We start from the raw sequence: 19,785 nt of genomic DNA on the forward strand, positions 1-19,785 counted from the left end.
ATAGGCTTCTTTCACGCGGGCATTGGCGCGGATTCCTCGGGTGTGCCGGTGGCGATGATTTCGCCGTAAACCAGCACGCTGATGCGGTGCGCCAGCGAAAAGACCACGCTCATGTCGTGCTCCACGATCAGCAGGGTGCGCCCGTCGGTGATTTCACGGATCAGCCCGGAGGTGTAATCGGTTTCCTCCTGCGACATCCCCGCCATCGGCTCGTCCAGCAGGATCACCTGCGGGTCCGAAGCCAATGTCATGCCGATTTCCAGCGATCTTTGCTCGGAATAGGACATTTCACTGGCCAGCGAATGGGCCCGCTCGGTCAGGCGGATCTTGGTCAACAGATCGTCGACCTCCTGATTGACCTTCTTCAGCCGCGCGGCCGAGCGCCAGAACACAAATTGCAGGTTGTGCTTGCGCATGACGGCCAGGCGCAGGTTCTCCAGAACCGTGACACCGGGAAAGATGTTGGTGATCTGAAACGACCGCGCGAGGCCAAGCCTGTTTACCTCGGCAGGTTTGAGCCCGGCAATGTTCTTGCCATTCAGCACGATTTTTCCCGATGTCGGCGCAAACTGACCCGAGCACAGGTGAAACAGCGTGGATTTGCCCGCCCCGTTCGGCCCGATGATGGCGTGACGTTCGCCCCGGTGGACATCAAGGTTGGCGTTCTGAATGATCTTGGCTTCGCCAAAGGATTTGTGAACGTCCTGCAAGGCAAGGATGGTATCGGTCATGCGCTTGCCTCCTGAGCCGCCGCAGCGCGGCGATTGACGATCATTGTCAGCGCAATACCAATGGCAAACAGGCCTATGCCAAACGCCCATGGCAGCACGGACACGGGCGACCAGACATATGAGAACAGCGCGATGTCAGGCCAGTTGCCGTTGCCCGCCGTCGCGCGATAGTCGGACGACAGAAAGCGCTGGATAAACTCGATCATGAACACGCCACCAAAGGCCGCGATGGCAAGGCTGGCCACGCGGAGCGCCATTGTCCCCGCCGTTTGAGCAAGCCCGCGAAGAGATGAATGCCGGAACCGCTCGATCACCTCACCGACGATACCGCGCGGCATGAACATCATCACCAGAACAAAGATGATACCCTGATACAGCAGCCACACCCGCGTCAGATCGGAGGTGATGTAGCCAAAGAACGTCATCAACGCGCCGCCGATGGCAGGCCCGAAAAACACCCGCACGCCCCCGATGAAGCTGTTCAGTACAACCGCCGTCGATATGTGCGATTCCAGAACGACGTAATTGGCAGCCTCAAGGTTCAGCGATTGCAACGCACCGGCGATCCCCGCAAACATCGCCGATACGGCAAAGATCAGCGTACCGAGCGCATGTGTGTTATATCCCAGAAACCGCATCCGATGGGCATTCTCGCGCAGGCCCAGCGCCAGACGGCCCAGCGGGGTTTTGCTGAACAGATACAGCAGCAGGATGCAGCCCAGCGTCCAGATCAGCGTCAGATAATAGACCTCGCTCAGCGATCCAAAGGTAAAGCCCCAGGCCGGCATCCGAAACGAGGAAATCCCCGCCTCTCCGCCAAAGACCGCTTTCAGATGCGGCGCAAGGGCGTGCAACAGCTCGGCCAGCGCAAGGGTGATCATCGCGAAATAGACGCCCGTCCGCTTGGTCGAGAAATAGCCGGCAATAAGCCCGCTGATCATGCCCGTTCCCGCGCCGACCAGCGGCAGCAGCGGCGTCGGCAACAGACCCTCGCCGTTGAATGCGTTCATGGCGTGAACCGCCGCAAATGCGCCAACGCCGAAATATGCCGCGTGGCCAAAGCTGAGCATGCCCGCCCGCCCGCATAGCAGGCCAAAGGCCATCGCAAAGAGCGCCGCGATCAGCATCTGCACCGCCGCATTCAGCATGGAATCCGATACCAACCACGGCAGCGCCAGCAAAAGCGCCACGCCGATGGTCAGAATTGCCAATGTTCCGATCTTCATGGCCCTACTCCTTCTCGCCCATCAGCCCCGAAGGACGCAGTACCAACACCAGCAACATGATGAAGAACGGCAAAGTAGCAGCCAGACTGGACAAATTGATGGTCAATAGTCCGCCAACCCCCTCGGCCCAGTCCCCAAGCCCGAAGACGGACAGCAGGTCGGCCATGCGGAAATCGCTGCCAACGGCCAGCGAATTGGTAATCCCGATCAACAAGGATGCGGCCATAGCCCCGCCCATGGAGCCAAGCCCGCCAACGACCACGACGACAAACACGATCACCCCCAGCTCAAGCGCCATGTTCGGGTTCGTGGTATAGAACGCACCCGCAACCGCGCCGGCCAACCCGGCCATTGCCGCGCCGATGCCAAAGACGCTCATGAACACCAGCGGCACGTTATGCCCCAGCGCCTCGACGGTCTGAGGCCGGTAAATGGCAGAGCGCACCACGATACCGACCCGCGTGCGCGTCAGCAGCAGATAGATGGCGATGAACATGGCCACGGCGACCGCACCCATGAAGATCCGGTAAAACGGGTAGTCCAGCCCCGAAAGGGTAAAGGCGGCAAAGCTCAGCTCCGGCGGCACACGGTATTCGACGGGGAAATTGCCGTACACCATCTTGATGACCTCGGCGATCACCACCGCAAGGCCAAATGTCACCAGCAGCTCATGCGCGTGTCCGTGCGCATGAACACGGCGCAGGATGAATCGCTCGACCAGTATGCCCAGCCCCATGACCAGAAGCGGCGAGACGACAAGCGCCAGCCAGAAGCCGATCAGCGGCTCCAGCGTATAGGCAAAATACGCCCCAAGCATGTAAAAGGACGCATGGGCAAAGTTCAGAACTCCCATCATCCCGAAGATCAGCGTCAAACCGGCCGACACCATAAAGAGCAAAAGCCCGTAGATCGTCCCGTTGAGCAAAGCAAAGACTAATTGATCCACACTATCCCCTAACTACTCCGTTGAAGCGGCTTTGCCGAATGGGCCGGGACAAATGCCCCGGCCATGACTTTCATCGGTAATGCTGGAAAAGAAGGCAGCGGGTTAACCCGGACGCTTCATGTTGCAGCTGTCCTGCACCGGCTGAACGGCATCCTCGGCCGCGATCACCTTGACCGGCACAAAGCCGAATTCGGTGTCGTCCGCCTTGAATGCGGCGTCCTTGCTGACCTCCTGCACGATCATCGGCAGAATGACCTGGTGATCATCCGAGCGCATCGAGATCTGGCCCATCGGCGTCTGCACCGTTGCCTGCTCAAGCGCCAGCGCCAGATCCTCGGCGTTCAGCCCGTCCTCGGTTGGCTCAACATTTTTCAGCGCCTCGCCCAGCAGCATCACACCAAAGACTGTCGCAGGCTCGACATAGGATGGATAATGCCCGGTGACGGCCTTGTAATCCTCGACGAATGCGGTGGTTTCTTCGGGGTTGACTTCGGGGTTGAACGGGGCCGACAGGAAATGCCCTTCTGCCACGGCGCCCGCATTGCCGATATTGCCCGGCTGATCCAGGAATGCCGTGCCGAATTTCACGTCGATCCCTGCACCGCTGACCGCCTTCATCAACAGCAAAAGATCGTTGGACCAGTTCCCGCTGATAACGCTGTTGACGTCTGCGGCCTGGATGCGCGCCACGTAGGGGGCGAAATCCTGAATCTTGTTCACGTCGTGAAGGGTCTGCTCGACCACCTCAAAGCCCAGCCGCTCGGACCCGGCGACGGTGTTGTTCTGGAAATCAACGCCCCAGGAATAGTTCTGGTTGATCGCATAGACCCGGTCGCCCAGCACGCCCGCGTCCTTCATCCCGTCCAGCAGTGTATTGACGCGGATCGCGGCGTTCGGGCTGGTGCGGAAGTGGTAAAAATGGCATTTCTCGCCGGTCAGTTCCATCGCTTCGCCGCCAAGGTTGATATACAGAATCTCGTTGCCCGCGTTGCGCAGATTGTACTTGCGCACATCCTCGGTGACCTGACCGGCCACGGCAGAGGACGACCCTTGCAGGATCACATCGGCGCCATCGGAAATGGCCGCGCGCACACGGTCGGCAGCGCCCACCGGTCCACCCTGATTGTCGTATTCCATAAGCTCGATTGGCTGGCCGCCAAATCCACCGGCCGCGTTCAGCTTGCCGATCTGGTAGTTCACAGCATCGCGGTACAGCAATCCGGTGGATGCCTGCGGACCCGACAGTGTTTCAACCAGCGCGATTTTCAGCGGCTCGGCCGCCACAGCCCCCGCGCAGATCACGAAAGACGCCGCAGCGGTGCTGCCCAAAAGATTTCGAAGTGCCATGTTTCTCCTCCCCGAGGTTAGACGGATCCGGCAGAGATTTTCCCCACTTCGCCGTCACGCATTTTTGATCGCACAAATGGTCTTACCGGTCAATAACTGGATGGACCACTTTTTCCAATCCTCCGCAACAGCAGGCAAGCGGTGCCATATGCTCAACAAAATCACATATTTCTGCGGACTTCTGTGTTTGATCTGTCAGGCCAATAAGGTATCCATCTTTAATAAAAGAGGGCCACATGACAGAAAACAATCGAATCTCTGCCGATCTTCCACGCGGTCGCCTGCAACGGCGCAGTGGCCATCTGCCCGAAGAAATCGCAAAGGATCTGATCGAAGGCATTGCATCGGGGTCACTGCCCGTTGGCGCACGCCTGCCATCCGAGCGCGATCTGTGCGCCCATTATCTGGTCAGTCGCGCGGTCGTCCGCGAGGCCCTGTCCCAACTCAAATCCGATGGGTTGGTCGCCGCACGCGCAGGTAGCGGGGTCTATGTCATCGAACAGGACGCAACAAACGCGTTCCGATTCCAGAACTTCTCAGTCTCCAACCTGACATCCCTACAGGAAGCGATGGAGCTTTTGATCCCGATCGAAGTCGCCGCAACGCGCATCGCCGCGCGCCGCAGGAATGCCGAGGATCTCAAGAAGATAAGGCGCGCCTTGGTCGGCATGGAGTATGCCATCGCCAGTGACCAGTTGGGCGACGAAGAGGATTACGCGTTTCATCAGGCGATCGTAGAGGCGACGCACAACCAGCACTTCATATCCCTGTGCAAGCATCTGGAGGCCAGCGCCAGGAACATCATCCGCCAGGCCCGAAACAACACCCGCGTTCATCACGAAAATCTGCTTGAGGCAGTGCAGGAAGAGCATAAAGCCATTTTTGAAGAGCTGAAAAACGGCGACGAAGCCGCTGCCGCGAAGGCGGCAGAGCGGCACCTGGTAAATGCCGGCTCCCGCATCCAGCTATATCTGGATGTTATGTAGGGCGCAGTGATTTGCGGCCCCGATTGCAGCTGAGCGCAACCAACTTCAACGGGATCGAGCGAGCCGGCAGAGACGCTTTGCGCAGCTCGTCCTGACATGACGTTGATGCAGCCTGCGCACAAAGCGGGCGCAAACCGGTGTCATTGAACCTGATGTCAGACAGCAGGCGGCATCGACAGGGCTTGATGTAGGTCGGCCAGACGTGACTGGATTGCGCGGGTCAGTACGGTAAGTGGCTTTGAGCGGGGGCTTCCCTCCGGATAGAGCAGCTTGGGCGCCCATTGCAAAAGCGGCTCGAATGGACGGGTGACGACCTTTTCAACCCCGGTGCCGCTGGCGGAAAGGGCATCCAGAATCGAAACTCCGACACCCGACGCCACGATCTGGCAAATTGAAATGCCCAGCGTGCATTCCCCTGCTGTCGTGAAAGGGACATTCTCTACTGCAAAACTTTGCGCAATCTCCTGGTAAAGCTGGGTGTTCTCAGGTGGCGCAAAAATCGATTCCTCCGCCAGATCCTGTGGCCGCACGCAGGGTGCCGCCCCAAGCCGGTGACCTTCGGGCAAAACACAGACCAGCGGAAAGCTGGGCAGATCCTCGCATTCAATTCCCGCAGGGTTGGGCGCGACCGCCGTGATCCCCAGATCACAGCGGCGGGTGCTGACCAGATCAATGATCTCGGAGGACCGTGTCACCGTCAGCTTGATCCGGACGTCGGGAAATTTGCGACGCATCTTCATCATCGCGAAAGGCAGGCACTGGTAACCCAGTGCGCCAGTGACCGCCACGTGGATTAGTTTCTCTCGCTTTTGCCGGATGGCAAGCGCCGTATGTTCCAGATGCGTCATGCCGACAAAGCAGCGCTCAACCTCGTTGAAAAAGGTGATGGCATCGCGGGTGGCGCTGATCCCTGAACCGCTGCGCTTGAACAATGTCAGTTCGGTTTTCGCCTCCAGATCCCGGATAAGCCGACTGACCGCTGGCTGTGTGATCGACATCAGCCGGGCTGCCGTTGTCATGCTGCCACTTTGAAATACCAGGTGGAAAGCCTCTATCTGGCGTGGATTTAACTTCATTGGGAACCCATAACATTTTGTGATTTCAGCCCGCTTTAAGGCATTAGACATTTGGCTTGTCACCTTGTCAAATGCGTCGGCACGCTCAACGCCGCAATGAGGGATGAAAAGCTCAAATGACGGAAAACATGACAGAAGCTGTCGTGATCGGCAGCGGTTTCGGCGGTTCCGTCACCGCGGCACGTCTGGCGGAAGCGGGCGTGAACGTGACCCTGCTGGAGCGCGGGCCATGGTGGGATACGGTGCCGACACGGTCGATGGGTGTCGAGGATCGAACACCCTTTCCGAGACACGCGCGCCTGTTCACCCATTCCTTGCGTTCTCTCACCCTTCGCTGGACGCCATGGGGGCGCACACGGCTGAACCGCAAGGGTCTGTTCGAGGTCTATATCTCGAAGGGGATGGAGGTCGTCTGCTCCTCCGGTGTTGGCGGGGGCAGTCACGTTTATTCGGCCCTGCATCGCCGCCCGCTGTCGCCCGACTATTGGGACGGGTACTTCGACGATCTCAGCGAACAAACCATGGCGCCGCATTACGCGGATTTCATCGACCGGGTCGGATCATCCAAGCCAGATCCGGAAAACGCGCCTCCGCATACCGCGATGCAGATGTATTCCAACCATCCCGATTTTGCGCCGGTCGTGCCGCAGGTTGACGTGCGCACCGGGTTCCTGTTTCCACGCGATAAGGACAATCCCCGGCTGGTCACAACTGAACACGGCGTTGCCCGGTACGAGACGGATTACAGCACCGGCGATCACGGGTTTCTGGGGGCGCCGTCGGGGTCAAAATCCACGATGGATATTGTGTATCTTGCCCCCGCTCTGGCGCAGGGCCTGACGATCCGCGCGCTGTGCGAAGTGATTGCAATACGCCGACAGGCGGACGGCGCGCGTCGCTTTCGAGTGGATTACATGGATCACGACATCCGCAAGACGAGGTCAATCCAGACCGATCACGTGTTTGTCGGCGCAGGCACGATGAACACGCTGCGCCTGCTGCTGGAAAGCCGCGACAAACATGGCGGTCTGTCCGGAATGCCGCATCTGGGCCACAGATTCAGCGGCAATGGCGATATCCGGGGATTCTGGGATCTGGACATGGACGACACGGATTTCACGCAAGGAGTGCCCAGCAAGGGCGCGATACACCTGCGCGACGACAAATGGCCTCGCATCGGTATCGGCCGCAACAACATGCCCAGCGTTTCCGCCTACCCCCTGCCCGGCCGGATACGCGAACGGCTGAAGCGTGGACTGGTTGTCAGCGGCATGGGTGCAGATTCGGCAGACGGCGTGGCAAGCATCCGAAATGGCAAATTCCACATCGAGTTTGATCCGTCCAACAGCCCGATCTACGCGCAGATTTACGACACGATGATGGAAATGGCCCGGCTTTCGGGCCGCAAGATCTTTGCCGGGCGGCGGCCATCCACCGTGCATCCGATGGGCGGCGCCTGTCTTGGTCCGGCGGATGCCGGCGGGGTCGTCGGCCCCGACGGCCAGGTGCATGATGTGCCCGGCCTTTATGTTGTCGATGCGGCCGCGTTTCCCGCGCCCACGGCCGCCCCCCCAACGATGAGCATAGGCGCCTGGGCCGAGAATGTCGCCGCCCGCTTCATCAAGGCCCATCAGCCGCCGGGACAGGCAGAATGAAACAGAATTACCGTGCGACCGGACCTGTTCCGCACAGCCAGGCTGGGCCAAAAACCCTTTTTTCATTGGCTATCTGTTTGAAAGGCAGCTTGCATCGCTGCTTTGGAATGCGAACACAAATCTGTTGACAGGTGGGTAAATTATCTAATTATGTTCGACATATCAGAGTTACTGACGCTCAATATCTGGCAGGCGGCTTAAAAAATGCTGGCCGTTTCAGGGATCACACACTGCACCGATAGCGGGTCATGATCGGTGGCATGGGCGCGCGCGAAAGGGGAAGGAATGGCAGATTGGACTTGCACACATGTCGCCATTGTCGGGGCTGGCCTGTTGGGCCATGCCATCGGCCTGGTTCACGCCGTTGGCGGATGCCATGTCGTGCTGCACGATCTGAGCGGTGACGCGTTGGACCGCGCCATGGATCTGGTGCGGTCGGCGGCGGACGGAATTGTCGAGGGCGGCATCCACAGCCGCGATGAGGTCAATCAGGCCATTGCCCGGATTTCGACCGAAACCGACATGGCTGCCGCCTTGGCGCGCGCGGATCTGGTCGTCGAGGCGATCATCGAGGATGCAGAGGCCAAGCGCGAGGTGTTCGCGCAGATCGACAGGCACGCGCCGGAGCAAGCCGTGATTGCCAGCAACACGTCCTATCTGGATATTTTCCCGCTGGTGCCTAATCGCAGGCAAAGCCGCACGATGATCGTTCACTGGTACACGCCGCCCTATGCGATCGACCTTGTGGATGTGGTGCGTGGCCCGCACACCCGGCCGGATCTGACGGATGCCATGTGCAGCTTTCTGCGCGGCATCGGAAAAAAGCCGGTTTTGCTGAAACAGTTCATCAACGGCTACATTGCCAACCGAATCCAGACCGCCATCAGCCTGGAGGCGTTTCATCTGATCGATGCCGGGCTGGCCACGGCAGAGGATATCGACACCGCGATCATGCATGGGTTGGCCGGGCGGCTGGCATTGATGGGCCATCTCAGGCGCATTGATTACACCGGCCTGAAGGTCACGCAGATGAATCTGGCAAACAAAGGCTACAGCCCGCCAGTTGCGCGCGGACATGCTGACGTGGTCGACAGGCTGGTGGCCGAAAACAAGCTGGGCGTCGCGACGGGCGAAGGCTTCTACAGCTATGAAGGGCGTACACCTGCCCAGCTTTTCAAGGGGCGCGACCGCAAGCTGTTCGCGCTCAAGCGCGCACTCACAGACATCAGAAAACAGGAGTGAACCTGTTCGCCGAACAAGGAAACCAAGCAGTCGGCGCCACTGACCTCGGCCACATTTCAAGGGAGAGAAAAGTTGGATATCAAAATTCATCGCAGAGCAATGATGGCCGCACTGACATGTTCAGCGCTGGCGTTGTCGGCAGGCGTTGCGCAGGCGCAGGACGTGCTTCGTGTCGGCGTGATCGGACCGCTGACCGGCGGGGGCGCCGCCTGGGGTCTGGGCCTGGACGGCGGCGTCAAGATTGCCGCGCAGGAAATAAACCAGGACGGCGGCCTGAAAGTGGGCGACGACACCTACACGATCGAGGTCGTGTCCTATGACGATCAGTACAAGGCCGCAGAAGCGCTGACCGCCGCCAACCGCCTGATGGGCCCCGACGATGTGCGCTTTATCTTTGGGCCGATCGGCTCGGCATCGCTTCTGGCGATCAAGCCGATGACCGAACGCGAAGGTGTGCAGCTTTATACCGGCGCCTGGGCGGCGGATGTGCTGAAGGACAGCGAGTATGTCTTTCGCGTTGGGCCGACGACACAGGAATTTGCGCCCTCGACCGTTCAGTGGGTCAAGGAAAACAAGCCTGACGTGCAGCGTATCGGCCTGATCGCGGCCAATGATGAAACCGGCTGGAACAGCCAGAAAATTCAGGCAAACGCCTATTCCGAGGCCGGCTTTGACGTGGTCACAACCGAATTCTTTGAGCGCACGCAGAATGATTTCAGCGCGATCCTGACCAAGATGCTGGCGCAGGACCCCGACAACATCGAGCTGGACACAGCGGCACCGCGCACAGCGGGCCTGATTGTGCGTCAGGCCCGCGATCTGGGCTACACCGGCAGTTTCACCAAATTCGGCGGTTTCGATGTCGATGAATTGGTCAAGGCCGCGGGCAAGCAATACGCCGAGGGTGTCGTCGGCATCACCATGGCCGCGCCGGATACGGAGGTCTGGAACCGTCTTGGTGACGAATTTGCAAAGCTGCACAAGGCCGAGATGAACGACTATGTCGTCATGTTCTATGACGCGGCAAACCTGGTGTTCAGCGCCATGGAAAATGCCGGATCTCTGGACAGCGACGATGTGGTGGCGGCCCTTGAATCCAGCGCCCCCTTCGAGGGGTCGGTCGGCACCATGACATGGGGCGGCGGCGAGGCTTACGGCGTCGATCACCAGATCTATCGCTCGGTCGTGATGGTCGAAATTCAGGACGGCGCCGGTGTCGTCATTGGCGAAGCCAAGCTCAACTGATCATCAAGCGGGACGAAGCGAATGTTACAGCAATTTCTGGTCGTCGCGGGCCTGTCGTCTGCGACATACATGCTGACGGCACTGGGGTTCACCCTGATCTTCGGGATCATGCGTGTCGTCAATTTCGCGCATGGGGAGTTTTTGCTGATCGGCGCCTACACCGTCTTTGTTGCCCAGTACAATCTGGGCCTGGACTATATGATCGCACTTCCCCTGGCGGCCGTCGTCGCCGGGGGATTTGGCATCATTGCAGAACGCCTGGTATTCCGCCGTTTTACCGGCGACGAAACGGGCGGCATGATTGTTGCGCTGGCGCTGGCCATTACGATCAAGGGCGCGGTGACGATTATATGGGGCGTGGACAGCCAGCCCATCGACAGACCCTTTTCCGGCTCGTTCCAGATCGCCGGCGCTTTCATTCCCAAAGATCAGCTGTTCGCGGCGGTCATGGCACTGGTGCTGGTTGCCGGCACGTACTGGCTGCTTAACCATACGCGCCTTGGGCTGGCGATGCGCGCCGTCGCGCAGGCACCTGATGTGGCGCGCCTGCAAGGCATCACCCCGTGGAAGACGTACCCGGCCGCCTTTGCCATCGGCTGCGCACTGGCCGGTTTTGCCGGTGCGCTGGCCGCACCAATCTACGGGGCAGAGCCGAACATGGGCGAGGCCGCGCTGATGAAGGCCTTTATTGTCGTGGTTCTGGGCGGCCTTGGCTCTATTCCCGGCGCCTTGCTGGCTGCGGTCCTGCTGGCCACAATCGAGGCGGGGATATCCATCTTGTTCAACTCCAGCATTGCCGCGCTTGCGTCATTTCTGGTCGTGATCGTGGTCCTGCTGGTGCGCCCGGCCGGCATTCTGGGGAGGACATAATGCGAAACTACGCCCAAATCGTTCTGGCGCTGGTCATTTGCGCTGCCGCGCTGTCCCCGTTCCTTATCGGTGGACGGTTCACCTATCACATTGCGATCCTGATCGGGATCAACCTGCTGCTGGCACTCAGCCTGCATCTGATGTTGCGCATCGGGCAGTTGTCGCTGGTGCAGGCGGGTTTCATGGGCATTGGCGCCTATGCATCCGCACTCCTGACGCGCGATGTCGGCTTTCCCTTCTTGCTGGGCATGCTCATGGCCATTGCCATCCCGGCGGCTATTGCATTCGTTCTGGGCACTGTCATCCTCAAGGTGCGGGGCGTGCATTTTGCGCTGCTGACATTTGTAATGGGCGAGGCGATCGTTCTGGTTTTCGTCGAGTTTGTGGTTCCCTTCGGCGGCAATAACGGGCTGATGCGGATACCCGCGGCGTCGATTTTCGGGCTTTCCCTGCACGACCGGCCCAGCTTTTACGTCTTTGTTCTGGTCGTCGTCGGCGCGGCGCTGCTGGTGTTGCGCGGCATGCTGCACGGCCAGTCCGGGCGCATTCTGGACGGGCTGGACAAGAACGAAGCGCTGGTTCAGTCCTTTGGGATCGACGCGTTGGGCTGGCGAAGGTTTGTCTTTGCGGTCAGCGCCGGCATCGCGGGGGCATCGGGCTGCCTTTATGCGCATTACCTCAGCTATATCTCGCCCGAAGCGTTCAATGTCATAACCTCGATCAATGCCCTGGTCATCAACGTCGTGGGCGGCGCGTCGCTGATTGCCGGGCCGATCATCGGGGCGGTACTGCTGGTGCCGCTGCCTGAATTGTTCCGCTCAGCGATCACATATCAGCAATTTCTGTACGGAATCTCGCTGTTGCTGCTGATGCTGTTCATGCCGCAGGGCATTGCCGGACTGTTGAGGAGGAAGAAATGACGCACGCACAGCTGGAACTGAAAGGTGTCTCGCGCAATTTCGGCGGTATCAAGGCGGTCGACAATGTCAGCTTTGCCGTCGATCCGGGGCGCATTACCGGGCTGGTCGGTCCAAACGGCGCGGGCAAGACGACGTTGTTCAACCTGATCACCGGCGGCATGCGCGCAAATAGTGGCACGATCCACTTCAACGGCCGCGAAATCTCCGGCTGGGCGCCGGGCAAGGTTGCGCAGGCTGGACTGGTGCGCAGTTTCCAGACCGCGATGACGCTGCCGGAGCTGACCGTGCGCGAGCATCTGGAGCAGGCGGTACTGTTCAAAACCGCCGGTACGCCGCTGTCGATCCTGTCGGCGCGAAAATTGCGCGCGGCGCGCGATGAGGCGCGGACGGTGGCCGAAGACATGCTGACATTCGCCGGTCTTGCAGACAGCGCCGATGAGGTCGCAGCGTCCCTGCCCTATGGATTGCAGAAAATACTTGGCGTCGCCATGGCCATCGCCACGAGGCCCCGGATGCTGCTGGCCGATGAGCCGGCCGCCGGGTTGAACGGCGCCGAAACCGCCCGCATGGAAACGCTGTTTCGCGCGGTTCACAATGAACGCGGCATTGCCCTGATCGTGATCGAACATGACCTGCCAATGGTCATGCGGCTGTGCGACCGTATCATTGCCCTGTCACAAGGCCAGCTGATCGCCGACGGCACGCCCGGCGCGGTGCGCAACGATCCGACCTTCATCGAGGCCTATTTGGGAAGCTCGGCAGATGCGGCTTGAACTTGACAATATCTCGATCCATTTCGGCGCGATCAAGGCGGTTCGCAATGTGTCGATAGACGTGCCATCCGGCAGCGTGGCCGCGATCATCGGCGCCAATGGCGCGGGCAAGACCACGATCATGCGGGGCATTGTCGGACTGGTGCCGCTTGCGGGCGGCGATATCCGGCTTGATGGGACTGTTATCAACGATGTGCCGACCGAACAGCGCACCCGCAGCGGTGTGGCGCTCTCGCCCGAAGGGCGCCGCCTGTTCCCCGAAATGACCGTCGAGGACAACCTGCGTACCGGCGCCTATCTGCGGCGCGATGCGGCGGCCGTGAAGGGCGATATGGACATGGTTTATGACCTGTTTCCGCGCCTGACGGAGCGGCGCCAAAGCCTGGGCCGCACCCTGTCCGGGGGCGAACAGCAGATGGTCGCCATCGGGCGCGCCCTGATGGCTGCACCGCGTCTTTTGCTGCTGGACGAGCCGTCACTGGGGTTGGCGCCGGGGGTCATCCACATGATGGCCGGTGCGATACGCCGTATTGCAGATACCGGGGTGACCGTTTTGTTGGTCGAGCAGAACTCGCATCTGGCCCTGTCGCTGTCCCGCACCGGGCATGTTCTGGAAAGCGGGCGACTGATACGCTCTGCCCCCTCGGCCGAGCTGTTGCAGGACGAAGATCTGAAACGCGCCTACTTGGGCGATGACCCGATGGCCGTAAAATGAGGGATCGCTGAATGAAACTGTTTTACTCTCCCAATTCGCCTTTTGTGCGAAAGGTATTGATGACCGGAATGGAGCTGGGGCTGGACGACCGGATCGAGCGCGTTCAGGCCGCACCGCATCCGGTAAATCGTGACCGCGACCTGATCGCGCATAATCCGCTGGGCCAGATCCCCGCCTGCCTGACCGATGATGGTGAAGAGATTTCGGACAGCCGGGTGATCTGCGAATATCTGGCGGCGCTTGTGCCCGATCAACAGATTTTCCCGTCAGGGCCGCGCCGCTGGGCAGCCCTGACGGAACAGTCCATCAGTGACGGGCTGATGGCCGCGGCCCTGTCGATCCGCTACGAGCGCAGCACACGGCCCGCCGAACAGCAATCGCAAACATGGATCGCAGGCCAGACCGACAAGATCGAAACCGTCCTGGACGCGCTGGACCGCCGCTATGTGCGGCCGCCGCCTGGCTTTGATATCGGGCATATCTCGGTGGCCTGTGCGATTGACTATCTGGCGTTTCGTTTTCCTGAAATCACGCTTGGCTCGCGCTGGCCGCATCTGGCGGATTATCATGCGCTGTTGGACGCGCGGCCCTCGTTCGCTCAGACCATCCCGCCGGACAGCCCCCGTGCGCAGTCCGGCGCGGCATCCGGTGCGCCAAAGTGACGGCGATGCTTGTCACCCAGGATTGGCTGCTTGACCATCTGGGCGATCCGCAGATACGCATTTTTGACTGCACTGTGGAAATGCAGCCACAACCGGTGGGCAAATCCATTCTGATCAGCGGGTATGATGACTGGGCGCAGGTACATATCCCGGGCGCACGCTATCTTTCCATGCCCGACGATCTGTCTGCGCCCTCTGCCACCATCCCCTACGGGCTGCCCCCGGCGGCACAGATAGAAGCGGTGCTGCGCCGGCATGGTGTCAATGCAGGCGACACTATCGTGCTGTATGGTGCGGGCTATGCCGGGCCGGTCATGCGCAGCTGGTGGGTATTGACAGCCATGGGGGCGCAGGACGTGCGCATTCTGGACGGCGGGCTGGAAGGGTGGCGCGATGCGGGCCTGCCGCTGACGGATATCTCCGCCGCCCCCCTGCCTGGCAATTTCATCGCCCGGCCCCGTCCCGCGCTGGTCGCGGATGCCGACGTGGTCGCGGCCGCAATCAATGACCCCGATACGGTTTTGCTGAACGCGCTGGCGCCTGAGCAGTTCACCGGCGCGGGCGGCGCGCATTATGGCCGTCCCGGCCGTATCCCGCACAGTGTGAGCGTGCCGTTTCGCGATCTGTTGCTGCCAGGGACGTCTTGGTTCAGATCGCCCGATGAACTGCGCGCAATCTTTGCGGCTGCCGATGTTTTGGAACAGCCGCGGATCATCAGCTATTGCGGCGGCGGGATCGCGGCAAGCGGCACGACATTTGCACTGCATCTGATCGGGCGCGATGACGCCGCGCTTTATGACGGGTCGCTCACGGACTGGACAGCCGACCCCGACCGCCCGATGATCCTAGGCCCGGCCTGACGTGGTGCGCCTTGCATTCAGCAACCGGAGAGTAGCATGATCACAGCAAATCTGACAGGCAAGACCGCGCTGATCGCCGGCGGCGCCTCGGGGATCGGTTTTGCCGCTGCCCGGATGCTGGGGCAGTCCGGGGCAACGGTCTGCATCAATCATCTGGCCGGCGATCCGGTGGCGCCTGACAGGATCGCCCAGCTGCGCAGCACCGGCATAGACGCGCATGCTGCCGAAGGCGATGTCAGCGATCCCGGTTCTGCACGGATCATGGTGACAAATGCGATTCAGACGCTTGGCGGTCTTGATATCCTGATAAACAACGCCGGCACTTCGGGCGGCGCGCAGCCTATCGCGTTTGGTGAACTGGACAAGATGACCGAGGAATTCTGGCAGCAGATCCTGTCGACAAACCTTCTGGGCGTCTTTCGCTGCACCAGCGCTGCGGCAGATGCATTGCGGGCCAGCAGGGGCGCGGTAGTCAACACTGCTTCGATCTCGGGGTTTGGCGTGCGGGGCAGCAGTATCGCCTATGCCGCCAGCAAGGCCGCCCTGATCAATCTGACACGCAGCCTGTCGGTCGCCCTGGCGCCAGATGTGCGCGTGAACGCCGTCGCGCCGGGGTTCGTCGATACGCCGTGGACGCAAGGCTGGTCAGATGAGCGGCGCGCAAAGGCGGTCGCGCGCACCTTGCTCAAGCGTATGGCCGCGCCCGAGGATATCGCAGAGGCCATGCTGTATCTGGCCGCTGGTGCCGCCTATGTCACCGGCCAGACAATTATTCTGGATGGCGGCACAGCCCCCTGAAATGCCAACGATTTGAAAGCCGAGGAGAGAGTAAATGCATCACTGCCATTCCCAGTGGGGCCGCCGCGAACAGATCGGCGCCGGTGTGTATCTGACCCCCGAGAAAACGCTGTCGGCGATGGCGCTGGTGCGCGACGGAATACTGACGGATATCAGCCATGATATTTATTACGGCGCGCCCTGCATGCCGCCCAATCAAACGCCGTTCCTGATGTCGATCTTTGCCAGTTGGAAAGACACGATGAAGCGGCGGCGCCAGATGAAATACAACAACGAAATGGGGACCAATCTGGAACGCGTCGAAATGACGATGCATACCGGCACCCATGTCGATGCCTTGGGCCATGCCACGATCGGCGACCGCATGTTCGGTGGTGTTTCCGCCGGGGATGAGGTGACCAGCCGGGGCCTGGATACACTGGGGGCCGAGCATATCCCGCCGATGATCACGCGCGGTCTGCTGTTTGACGTGGCAGCTGAGACCGGGCGCGACGCGGGCGAGGTCATCACCATCGCCGATCTGGAGGCCGCAGCGAAGCGGGGTAAATTCAGCGTCGAGCAGGGCGATGTTGCGATGATCCGCACAGGATGGGGCCGTCATTACGAGACTGACAATGCAAAATATCTGAATGGGGAGCCCGGCATTGACTGCGCTGCGGCAGAGTGGCTGATCGCGCAGGGCGTGGTTGCCATCGGCGCGGACAACATGGCGGTCGAAGTCCTGCCCAATCCCGATCCATCGCAGATCATGCCGGTACATCAACTGGCGTTGGTTGATCACGGTGTTTACCTGATCGAAAATCTCAATCTTGAGATGGCGGCCCAGGACGGTGTTTATACATCATGCTTCATCATGCTCTCGACCAGGTTTCGGGGGGCGACCGGCGCACCGGTCCGGCCTGTTTTGCTCCGCTAAGGCGGATGCCAGACGCGCAGGCGGCTTAGGTCTGATTGATCTTGATGCGGGTCTTGTATTGCACTTCAGCGGGTGGGTAGTAGGACACCGACACCTCGAACAGTTCGTCATCCATCCCGTGGAATCTGCGAATGATCAATAGCGCCTGACTGTTGCGTTTGATGCACAGCACCTTGGCGGCTGCGTCCGTGAACGGGGCCGAGGACACTTCGACGTCAATGAATTTGACCGCCTTTTTGTATTTCATGTTCAAAAGTTCATAGATCCCGCCGCGCTCTTGGCCAATCAGGTCAACGACGCCCAGAAACTCCTTGCGCAGATAAATATAGGACCACGAAATCGCACGGTCCGACTCCGGCGCGCAGCGATAGGTATCAAGTTGCGCCCAATCGGCCAGATCCCCGTCAAGCTGGGTTTCTGCCGGTTGTCGCGGCAAGTCCGTAACAGTCCGGACCAGCTTCAGGTCAGTGCGTTCAAGATAGCGGCCCAGACTGTCCGATGATTCAAAATTCAGCCCATAGAGGGGCATGCTCGATGCGCTGATAATCTTTGTGCCCGAGCGTTTCTTGCGTTTTACCAGCCCGCGGTTTTCAAGGTTGCGCACTGCCTCGCGAATGGTGTGGCGGCTGGTGTTGAATTCCGCGCAAAGATCCAGCTCGTTCGGAATATTCTCGCCGACACGGTAAATCCCACCCGAGATCCGCTGAATCAGATCCGATGCAATCTCGTCAATTCTGGAGCTTCTGGACATCTTAATCGACTCTGTTCACGCGGGAAAATTCAGGCGCCGCCAAGCGAAAGACCTGTCACTTTGCCCGTGGCTGTTACGCAATCTGCGATCATTATCTTATGGTATCAAATACATATTCGTAAAGATCGATACCTCTAATTCAAGCGGTCAGGCCCACTTTCCGCGCCGAAATAACACGGACGGCTGCATGGATTGCATTCATTGCCAGCGTCGCACTCCCCGGAATATGCGCTGTGAGGCCCACCGCCGGAGGGGCGCTGCATGGCCATAACATTCGCGCATGTCCAATCAGGTAAAACGCCTTGCCTGCTTGGGGTTGATCTGGGAATGTCAGACAAATACTACTCGGAAGGGGCGGCATATGTTGATAGCAATCGTTCAGATTCCGGGGCTTGAGCGGTCAGAAGAGGACGCAATCGCCTCGGCCCGGACGTCGGCGCCGACATTCAGCCATATGCCCGGTCTGACACGCAAATATTTCCTCAACGGTGAAAATGGCGGCGGCGGGGTTTATATCTGGGAGTCACGCGAGCAAGCCGATGCGTGGTACACACCGGAATGGGCAAACAAGATCAAGGAACGGTTCGGGGCCGCGCCGACCCTGACCTATTACGACAATTACGTCGTTCTGGACAATATCGCCAACACATTCAGCGTAAATGGCACGGACGAGCCGCTGGACTGATCGCGGCGCGCGCTGCCAGGCCGCGCCGGACTATCGGTCATTATACAATGTGGCGGCCCGTAAAACGGCAGCGTTCAGATCAAGAGCCGGTGCAATTCCTGGGGATTACGGCATCGCAGACGCTCAATGTATCGCGCCGCGTCACTTCCAAAAGGCAGCACCATGACCAATCCCTGCATCATCTGCGTGGCCATCACCGGAAGCCTTCCGACCAAGGACAATAATCCGGCGGTGCCAATCAGCATTTCCGAACAAATCGAAAGCGCCCACGAGGCGTTCGAGGCGGGTGCCACCATCGCGCACTGCCATGTCCGCGACGATCAGGGCAAGCCGACGTCAGATCCCGGCCGCTTTGCCCTGCTCAAGGAGGGGTTGGAAAAACACTGCTCCGGCATGATTGTGCAATTCTCCACCGGCGGTCGGTCGGGGGCGGGCCGCGAACGTGGCGGGATGTTGTCGCTATCACCCGACATGGCCTCGCTTTCCGTGGGGTCGAATAACTTTCCGACGCGTGTCTATGAAAATCCACCCGATCTGGTGGACTGGCTAGCCTCGGAAATGTTGATCCATGACGTCAAGCCCGAGATCGAAGCCTTCGATCTGAGCCATATCGTACAGGCCGCACGCATGGCGGCCGACGGTCGCCTGAAAGGGCCGCTATACGTTCAGTTCGTGATGGGCGTAAAAAATGCCATGCCGGCGGATGAGGCGATCCTCGATTTTTACATCGAAACATTGCGCCGTTTTGCGCCAGACGCCCAGTGGTGTGCTGCCGGCATCGGAGCGGCGCAACTCACCTTAAACGAATGGTCCATCGCCAAAGGCGGTCACACAAGGACAGGGCTGGAAGACAACGTGCGGCTGGATCGCGACCGTCTGGCACCCTCCAACGCAGCCTTGGTTCGGCGCGCCGTTCAAATCTGCGAGGAACATGACCGGCCTGTTGCCACATGGCGCCAGGCACGGACGATCCTGGGATTGCGCGATATCAGCGGCCAACCCGACCGACATCAAACCGGGACGTGACCACGTTTCATCAGAGGGCGGATCTGCACTTGGGAGGCGGCACCGCACGCAGGTATTTTGGCAATCACCTGTCTCGCCGCGAAATCTGGGTGATGTTACCTCCGGCGCCACGGCTCTCACGCCGAGCACAGTGCGCTGTCATCGCTGTGATGACTGATCGGCCGCATTCCTCGCCAACTATCTGATTCCGAGTGGAAACACCTATTGACGATATCGCAACCAAAGGCGGCCCGGCCCGCCCCGCGCCCCACCGGGTAGGAAATGTCGCAAAGGGGTGGGTAGAGCGGCGCAATCGTTGCGCAAAACAGACACGCGCCGTACAAAGTGTGAAAAAAGTTGCTCTGCGGTGCAGCGT

Annotated in this window: 20 protein-coding genes; 14 read left to right on the forward strand and 6 right to left on the reverse strand. The window is 60.0% G+C overall.

Annotation, left to right across the window (positions count from 1 at the left end):
- Nucleotides 1-11 precede the first annotated feature (11 nt).
- From DQ230_RS00580 to DQ230_RS00595, 4 genes are all read right to left on the reverse strand, one after another.
- A complete protein-coding gene (locus tag DQ230_RS00580; RefSeq protein ID WP_238987378.1) occupies nucleotides 12-731 on the reverse strand; it encodes an ABC transporter ATP-binding protein in 720 nt (239 codons plus the stop codon).
- Nucleotides 728-1,957 carry a branched-chain amino acid ABC transporter permease gene (locus DQ230_RS00585; RefSeq protein ID WP_113910544.1) on the reverse strand — a complete coding sequence of 410 codons (1,230 nt, stop codon included), beginning with the start codon at nucleotides 1,955-1,957 and terminating at the stop codon, nucleotides 728-730. Before DQ230_RS00585 ends, DQ230_RS00580 begins: the two co-directional genes overlap by 4 nt.
- 4 nt (nucleotides 1,958-1,961) lie before the next feature.
- Nucleotides 1,962-2,903 carry a branched-chain amino acid ABC transporter permease gene (locus tag DQ230_RS00590; protein WP_113910545.1) on the reverse strand — a complete coding sequence of 314 codons (942 nt, stop codon included), beginning with the start codon at nucleotides 2,901-2,903 and terminating at the stop codon, nucleotides 1,962-1,964.
- A gap of 102 nt (nucleotides 2,904-3,005) precedes the next feature.
- Complete coding sequence (locus DQ230_RS00595) at nucleotides 3,006-4,250, reverse strand: branched-chain amino acid ABC transporter substrate-binding protein (RefSeq protein WP_113910546.1); 1,245 nt, start codon at nucleotides 4,248-4,250, stop codon at nucleotides 3,006-3,008.
- A gap of 236 nt (nucleotides 4,251-4,486) precedes the next feature.
- Here DQ230_RS00595 and DQ230_RS00600 point away from each other — a divergent pair, with 236 nt between their 5' ends.
- Nucleotides 4,487-5,236, forward strand: a complete 750-nt coding sequence (locus tag DQ230_RS00600; RefSeq protein ID WP_113910547.1) for a FadR/GntR family transcriptional regulator — start codon at nucleotides 4,487-4,489, stop codon at nucleotides 5,234-5,236.
- Between the two features lie 155 nt (nucleotides 5,237-5,391).
- Here DQ230_RS00600 and DQ230_RS00605 read toward each other — a convergent pair whose 3' ends face one another.
- On the reverse strand, nucleotides 5,392-6,375 hold the full coding sequence (locus DQ230_RS00605) for a LysR substrate-binding domain-containing protein (protein ID WP_162497326.1): 984 nt from the start codon (nucleotides 6,373-6,375) through the stop codon (nucleotides 5,392-5,394).
- 65 nt (nucleotides 6,376-6,440) lie between these two features.
- Between DQ230_RS00605 and DQ230_RS00610 the strand changes: the two genes are divergently transcribed.
- The 11 genes from DQ230_RS00610 to DQ230_RS00660 all read left to right on the forward strand — a co-directional run bounded on the left by DQ230_RS00610 (nucleotide 6,441) and on the right by DQ230_RS00660 (nucleotide 16,968).
- Entirely contained in the window at nucleotides 6,441-7,967 is a 1,527-nt protein-coding gene (locus DQ230_RS00610) for a GMC oxidoreductase (RefSeq protein ID WP_162497327.1), read from the forward strand.
- A 285-nt stretch (nucleotides 7,968-8,252) separates the two neighbouring features.
- Nucleotides 8,253-9,209, forward strand: a complete 957-nt coding sequence (locus DQ230_RS00615) for a 3-hydroxyacyl-CoA dehydrogenase family protein (RefSeq protein WP_113910550.1) — start codon at nucleotides 8,253-8,255, stop codon at nucleotides 9,207-9,209.
- Nucleotides 9,210-9,281: 72 nt separating this feature from the next.
- Entirely contained in the window at nucleotides 9,282-10,454 is a 1,173-nt protein-coding gene (locus DQ230_RS00620) for an ABC transporter substrate-binding protein (RefSeq protein ID WP_113910551.1), read from the forward strand.
- Between the two features lie 21 nt (nucleotides 10,455-10,475).
- The gene (locus DQ230_RS00625; protein WP_113910552.1) at nucleotides 10,476-11,324 is read left to right on the forward strand and encodes a branched-chain amino acid ABC transporter permease; all 849 of its coding nucleotides are present in this window, start codon (nucleotides 10,476-10,478) and stop codon (nucleotides 11,322-11,324) included.
- Nucleotides 11,324-12,244 (forward strand): branched-chain amino acid ABC transporter permease, encoded by a 921-nt coding sequence (locus DQ230_RS00630; protein ID WP_113910553.1) that lies wholly within the window; start codon nucleotides 11,324-11,326, stop codon nucleotides 12,242-12,244. Before DQ230_RS00625 ends, DQ230_RS00630 begins: the two co-directional genes overlap by 1 nt.
- Entirely contained in the window at nucleotides 12,241-13,017 is a 777-nt protein-coding gene (locus DQ230_RS00635) for an ABC transporter ATP-binding protein (RefSeq protein ID WP_113910554.1), read from the forward strand. Before DQ230_RS00630 ends, DQ230_RS00635 begins: the two co-directional genes overlap by 4 nt.
- Complete coding sequence (locus tag DQ230_RS00640; protein ID WP_113910555.1) at nucleotides 13,007-13,732, forward strand: ABC transporter ATP-binding protein; 726 nt, start codon at nucleotides 13,007-13,009, stop codon at nucleotides 13,730-13,732. Before DQ230_RS00635 ends, DQ230_RS00640 begins: the two co-directional genes overlap by 11 nt.
- An 11-nt stretch (nucleotides 13,733-13,743) precedes the next feature.
- Nucleotides 13,744-14,394 carry a glutathione S-transferase family protein gene (locus DQ230_RS00645; protein WP_113910556.1) on the forward strand — a complete coding sequence of 217 codons (651 nt, stop codon included), beginning with the start codon at nucleotides 13,744-13,746 and terminating at the stop codon, nucleotides 14,392-14,394.
- Nucleotides 14,395-14,399: 5 nt separating this feature from the next.
- Nucleotides 14,400-15,254 carry a sulfurtransferase gene (locus tag DQ230_RS00650; RefSeq protein ID WP_113910557.1) on the forward strand — a complete coding sequence of 285 codons (855 nt, stop codon included), beginning with the start codon at nucleotides 14,400-14,402 and terminating at the stop codon, nucleotides 15,252-15,254.
- A gap of 36 nt (nucleotides 15,255-15,290) precedes the next feature.
- Complete coding sequence (locus DQ230_RS00655) at nucleotides 15,291-16,052, forward strand: SDR family NAD(P)-dependent oxidoreductase (protein ID WP_113910558.1); 762 nt, start codon at nucleotides 15,291-15,293, stop codon at nucleotides 16,050-16,052.
- Nucleotides 16,053-16,086: 34 nt separating this feature from the next.
- Nucleotides 16,087-16,968 (forward strand): cyclase family protein, encoded by an 882-nt coding sequence (locus tag DQ230_RS00660; protein WP_113910559.1) that lies wholly within the window; start codon nucleotides 16,087-16,089, stop codon nucleotides 16,966-16,968.
- A 25-nt stretch (nucleotides 16,969-16,993) separates the two neighbouring features.
- On the opposite strand, the gene DQ230_RS00665 is transcribed toward DQ230_RS00660, so the two are convergent.
- Entirely contained in the window at nucleotides 16,994-17,719 is a 726-nt protein-coding gene (locus DQ230_RS00665) for a GntR family transcriptional regulator (RefSeq protein ID WP_113910560.1), read from the reverse strand.
- A 361-nt stretch (nucleotides 17,720-18,080) separates the two neighbouring features.
- Here DQ230_RS00665 and DQ230_RS00670 point away from each other — a divergent pair, with 361 nt between their 5' ends.
- Complete coding sequence (locus tag DQ230_RS00670) at nucleotides 18,081-18,404, forward strand: monooxygenase (RefSeq protein ID WP_113910561.1); 324 nt, start codon at nucleotides 18,081-18,083, stop codon at nucleotides 18,402-18,404.
- Between the two features lie 162 nt (nucleotides 18,405-18,566).
- A complete protein-coding gene (locus DQ230_RS00675) occupies nucleotides 18,567-19,430 on the forward strand; it encodes a 3-oxoadipate:acetyl-CoA acetyltransferase (protein ID WP_113910562.1) in 864 nt (287 codons plus the stop codon).
- Nucleotides 19,431-19,785: the final 355 nt, after the last annotated feature.

The organism is Roseovarius dicentrarchi (assembly GCF_003316635.1).
Taxonomy (GTDB): domain Bacteria; phylum Pseudomonadota; class Alphaproteobacteria; order Rhodobacterales; family Rhodobacteraceae; genus Roseovarius; species Roseovarius dicentrarchi.

Excerpts from the sequence above, each read along its gene's own strand:
- DQ230_RS00580 (WP_238987378.1), bottom strand. The coding sequence starts at position 731 with ATGACCGATACCATCCTTGCCTTGCAGGACGTTCACAAATCCTTTGGC.
- DQ230_RS00585 (WP_113910544.1), bottom strand. The coding sequence starts at position 1,957 with ATGAAGATCGGAACATTGGCAATTCTGACCATCGGCGTGGCGCTTTTG.
- DQ230_RS00595 (WP_113910546.1), bottom strand. The coding sequence starts at position 4,250 with ATGGCACTTCGAAATCTTTTGGGCAGCACCGCTGCGGCGTCTTTCGTG.
- DQ230_RS00600 (WP_113910547.1), top strand. The coding sequence starts at position 4,487 with ATGACAGAAAACAATCGAATCTCTGCCGATCTTCCACGCGGTCGCCTG.
- DQ230_RS00610 (WP_162497327.1), top strand. The coding sequence starts at position 6,441 with ATGACAGAAGCTGTCGTGATCGGCAGCGGTTTCGGCGGTTCCGTCACC.
- DQ230_RS00615 (WP_113910550.1), top strand. The coding sequence starts at position 8,253 with ATGGCAGATTGGACTTGCACACATGTCGCCATTGTCGGGGCTGGCCTG.
- DQ230_RS00625 (WP_113910552.1), top strand. The coding sequence starts at position 10,476 with ATGTTACAGCAATTTCTGGTCGTCGCGGGCCTGTCGTCTGCGACATAC.
- DQ230_RS00630 (WP_113910553.1), top strand. The coding sequence starts at position 11,324 with ATGCGAAACTACGCCCAAATCGTTCTGGCGCTGGTCATTTGCGCTGCC.
- DQ230_RS00635 (WP_113910554.1), top strand. The coding sequence starts at position 12,241 with ATGACGCACGCACAGCTGGAACTGAAAGGTGTCTCGCGCAATTTCGGC.
- DQ230_RS00640 (WP_113910555.1), top strand. The coding sequence starts at position 13,007 with ATGCGGCTTGAACTTGACAATATCTCGATCCATTTCGGCGCGATCAAG.
- DQ230_RS00645 (WP_113910556.1), top strand. The coding sequence starts at position 13,744 with ATGAAACTGTTTTACTCTCCCAATTCGCCTTTTGTGCGAAAGGTATTG.
- DQ230_RS00650 (WP_113910557.1), top strand. The coding sequence starts at position 14,400 with ATGCTTGTCACCCAGGATTGGCTGCTTGACCATCTGGGCGATCCGCAG.
- DQ230_RS00655 (WP_113910558.1), top strand. The coding sequence starts at position 15,291 with ATGATCACAGCAAATCTGACAGGCAAGACCGCGCTGATCGCCGGCGGC.
- DQ230_RS00660 (WP_113910559.1), top strand. The coding sequence starts at position 16,087 with ATGCATCACTGCCATTCCCAGTGGGGCCGCCGCGAACAGATCGGCGCC.
- DQ230_RS00665 (WP_113910560.1), bottom strand. The coding sequence starts at position 17,719 with ATGTCCAGAAGCTCCAGAATTGACGAGATTGCATCGGATCTGATTCAG.
- DQ230_RS00670 (WP_113910561.1), top strand. The coding sequence starts at position 18,081 with ATGTTGATAGCAATCGTTCAGATTCCGGGGCTTGAGCGGTCAGAAGAG.
- DQ230_RS00675 (WP_113910562.1), top strand. The coding sequence starts at position 18,567 with ATGACCAATCCCTGCATCATCTGCGTGGCCATCACCGGAAGCCTTCCG.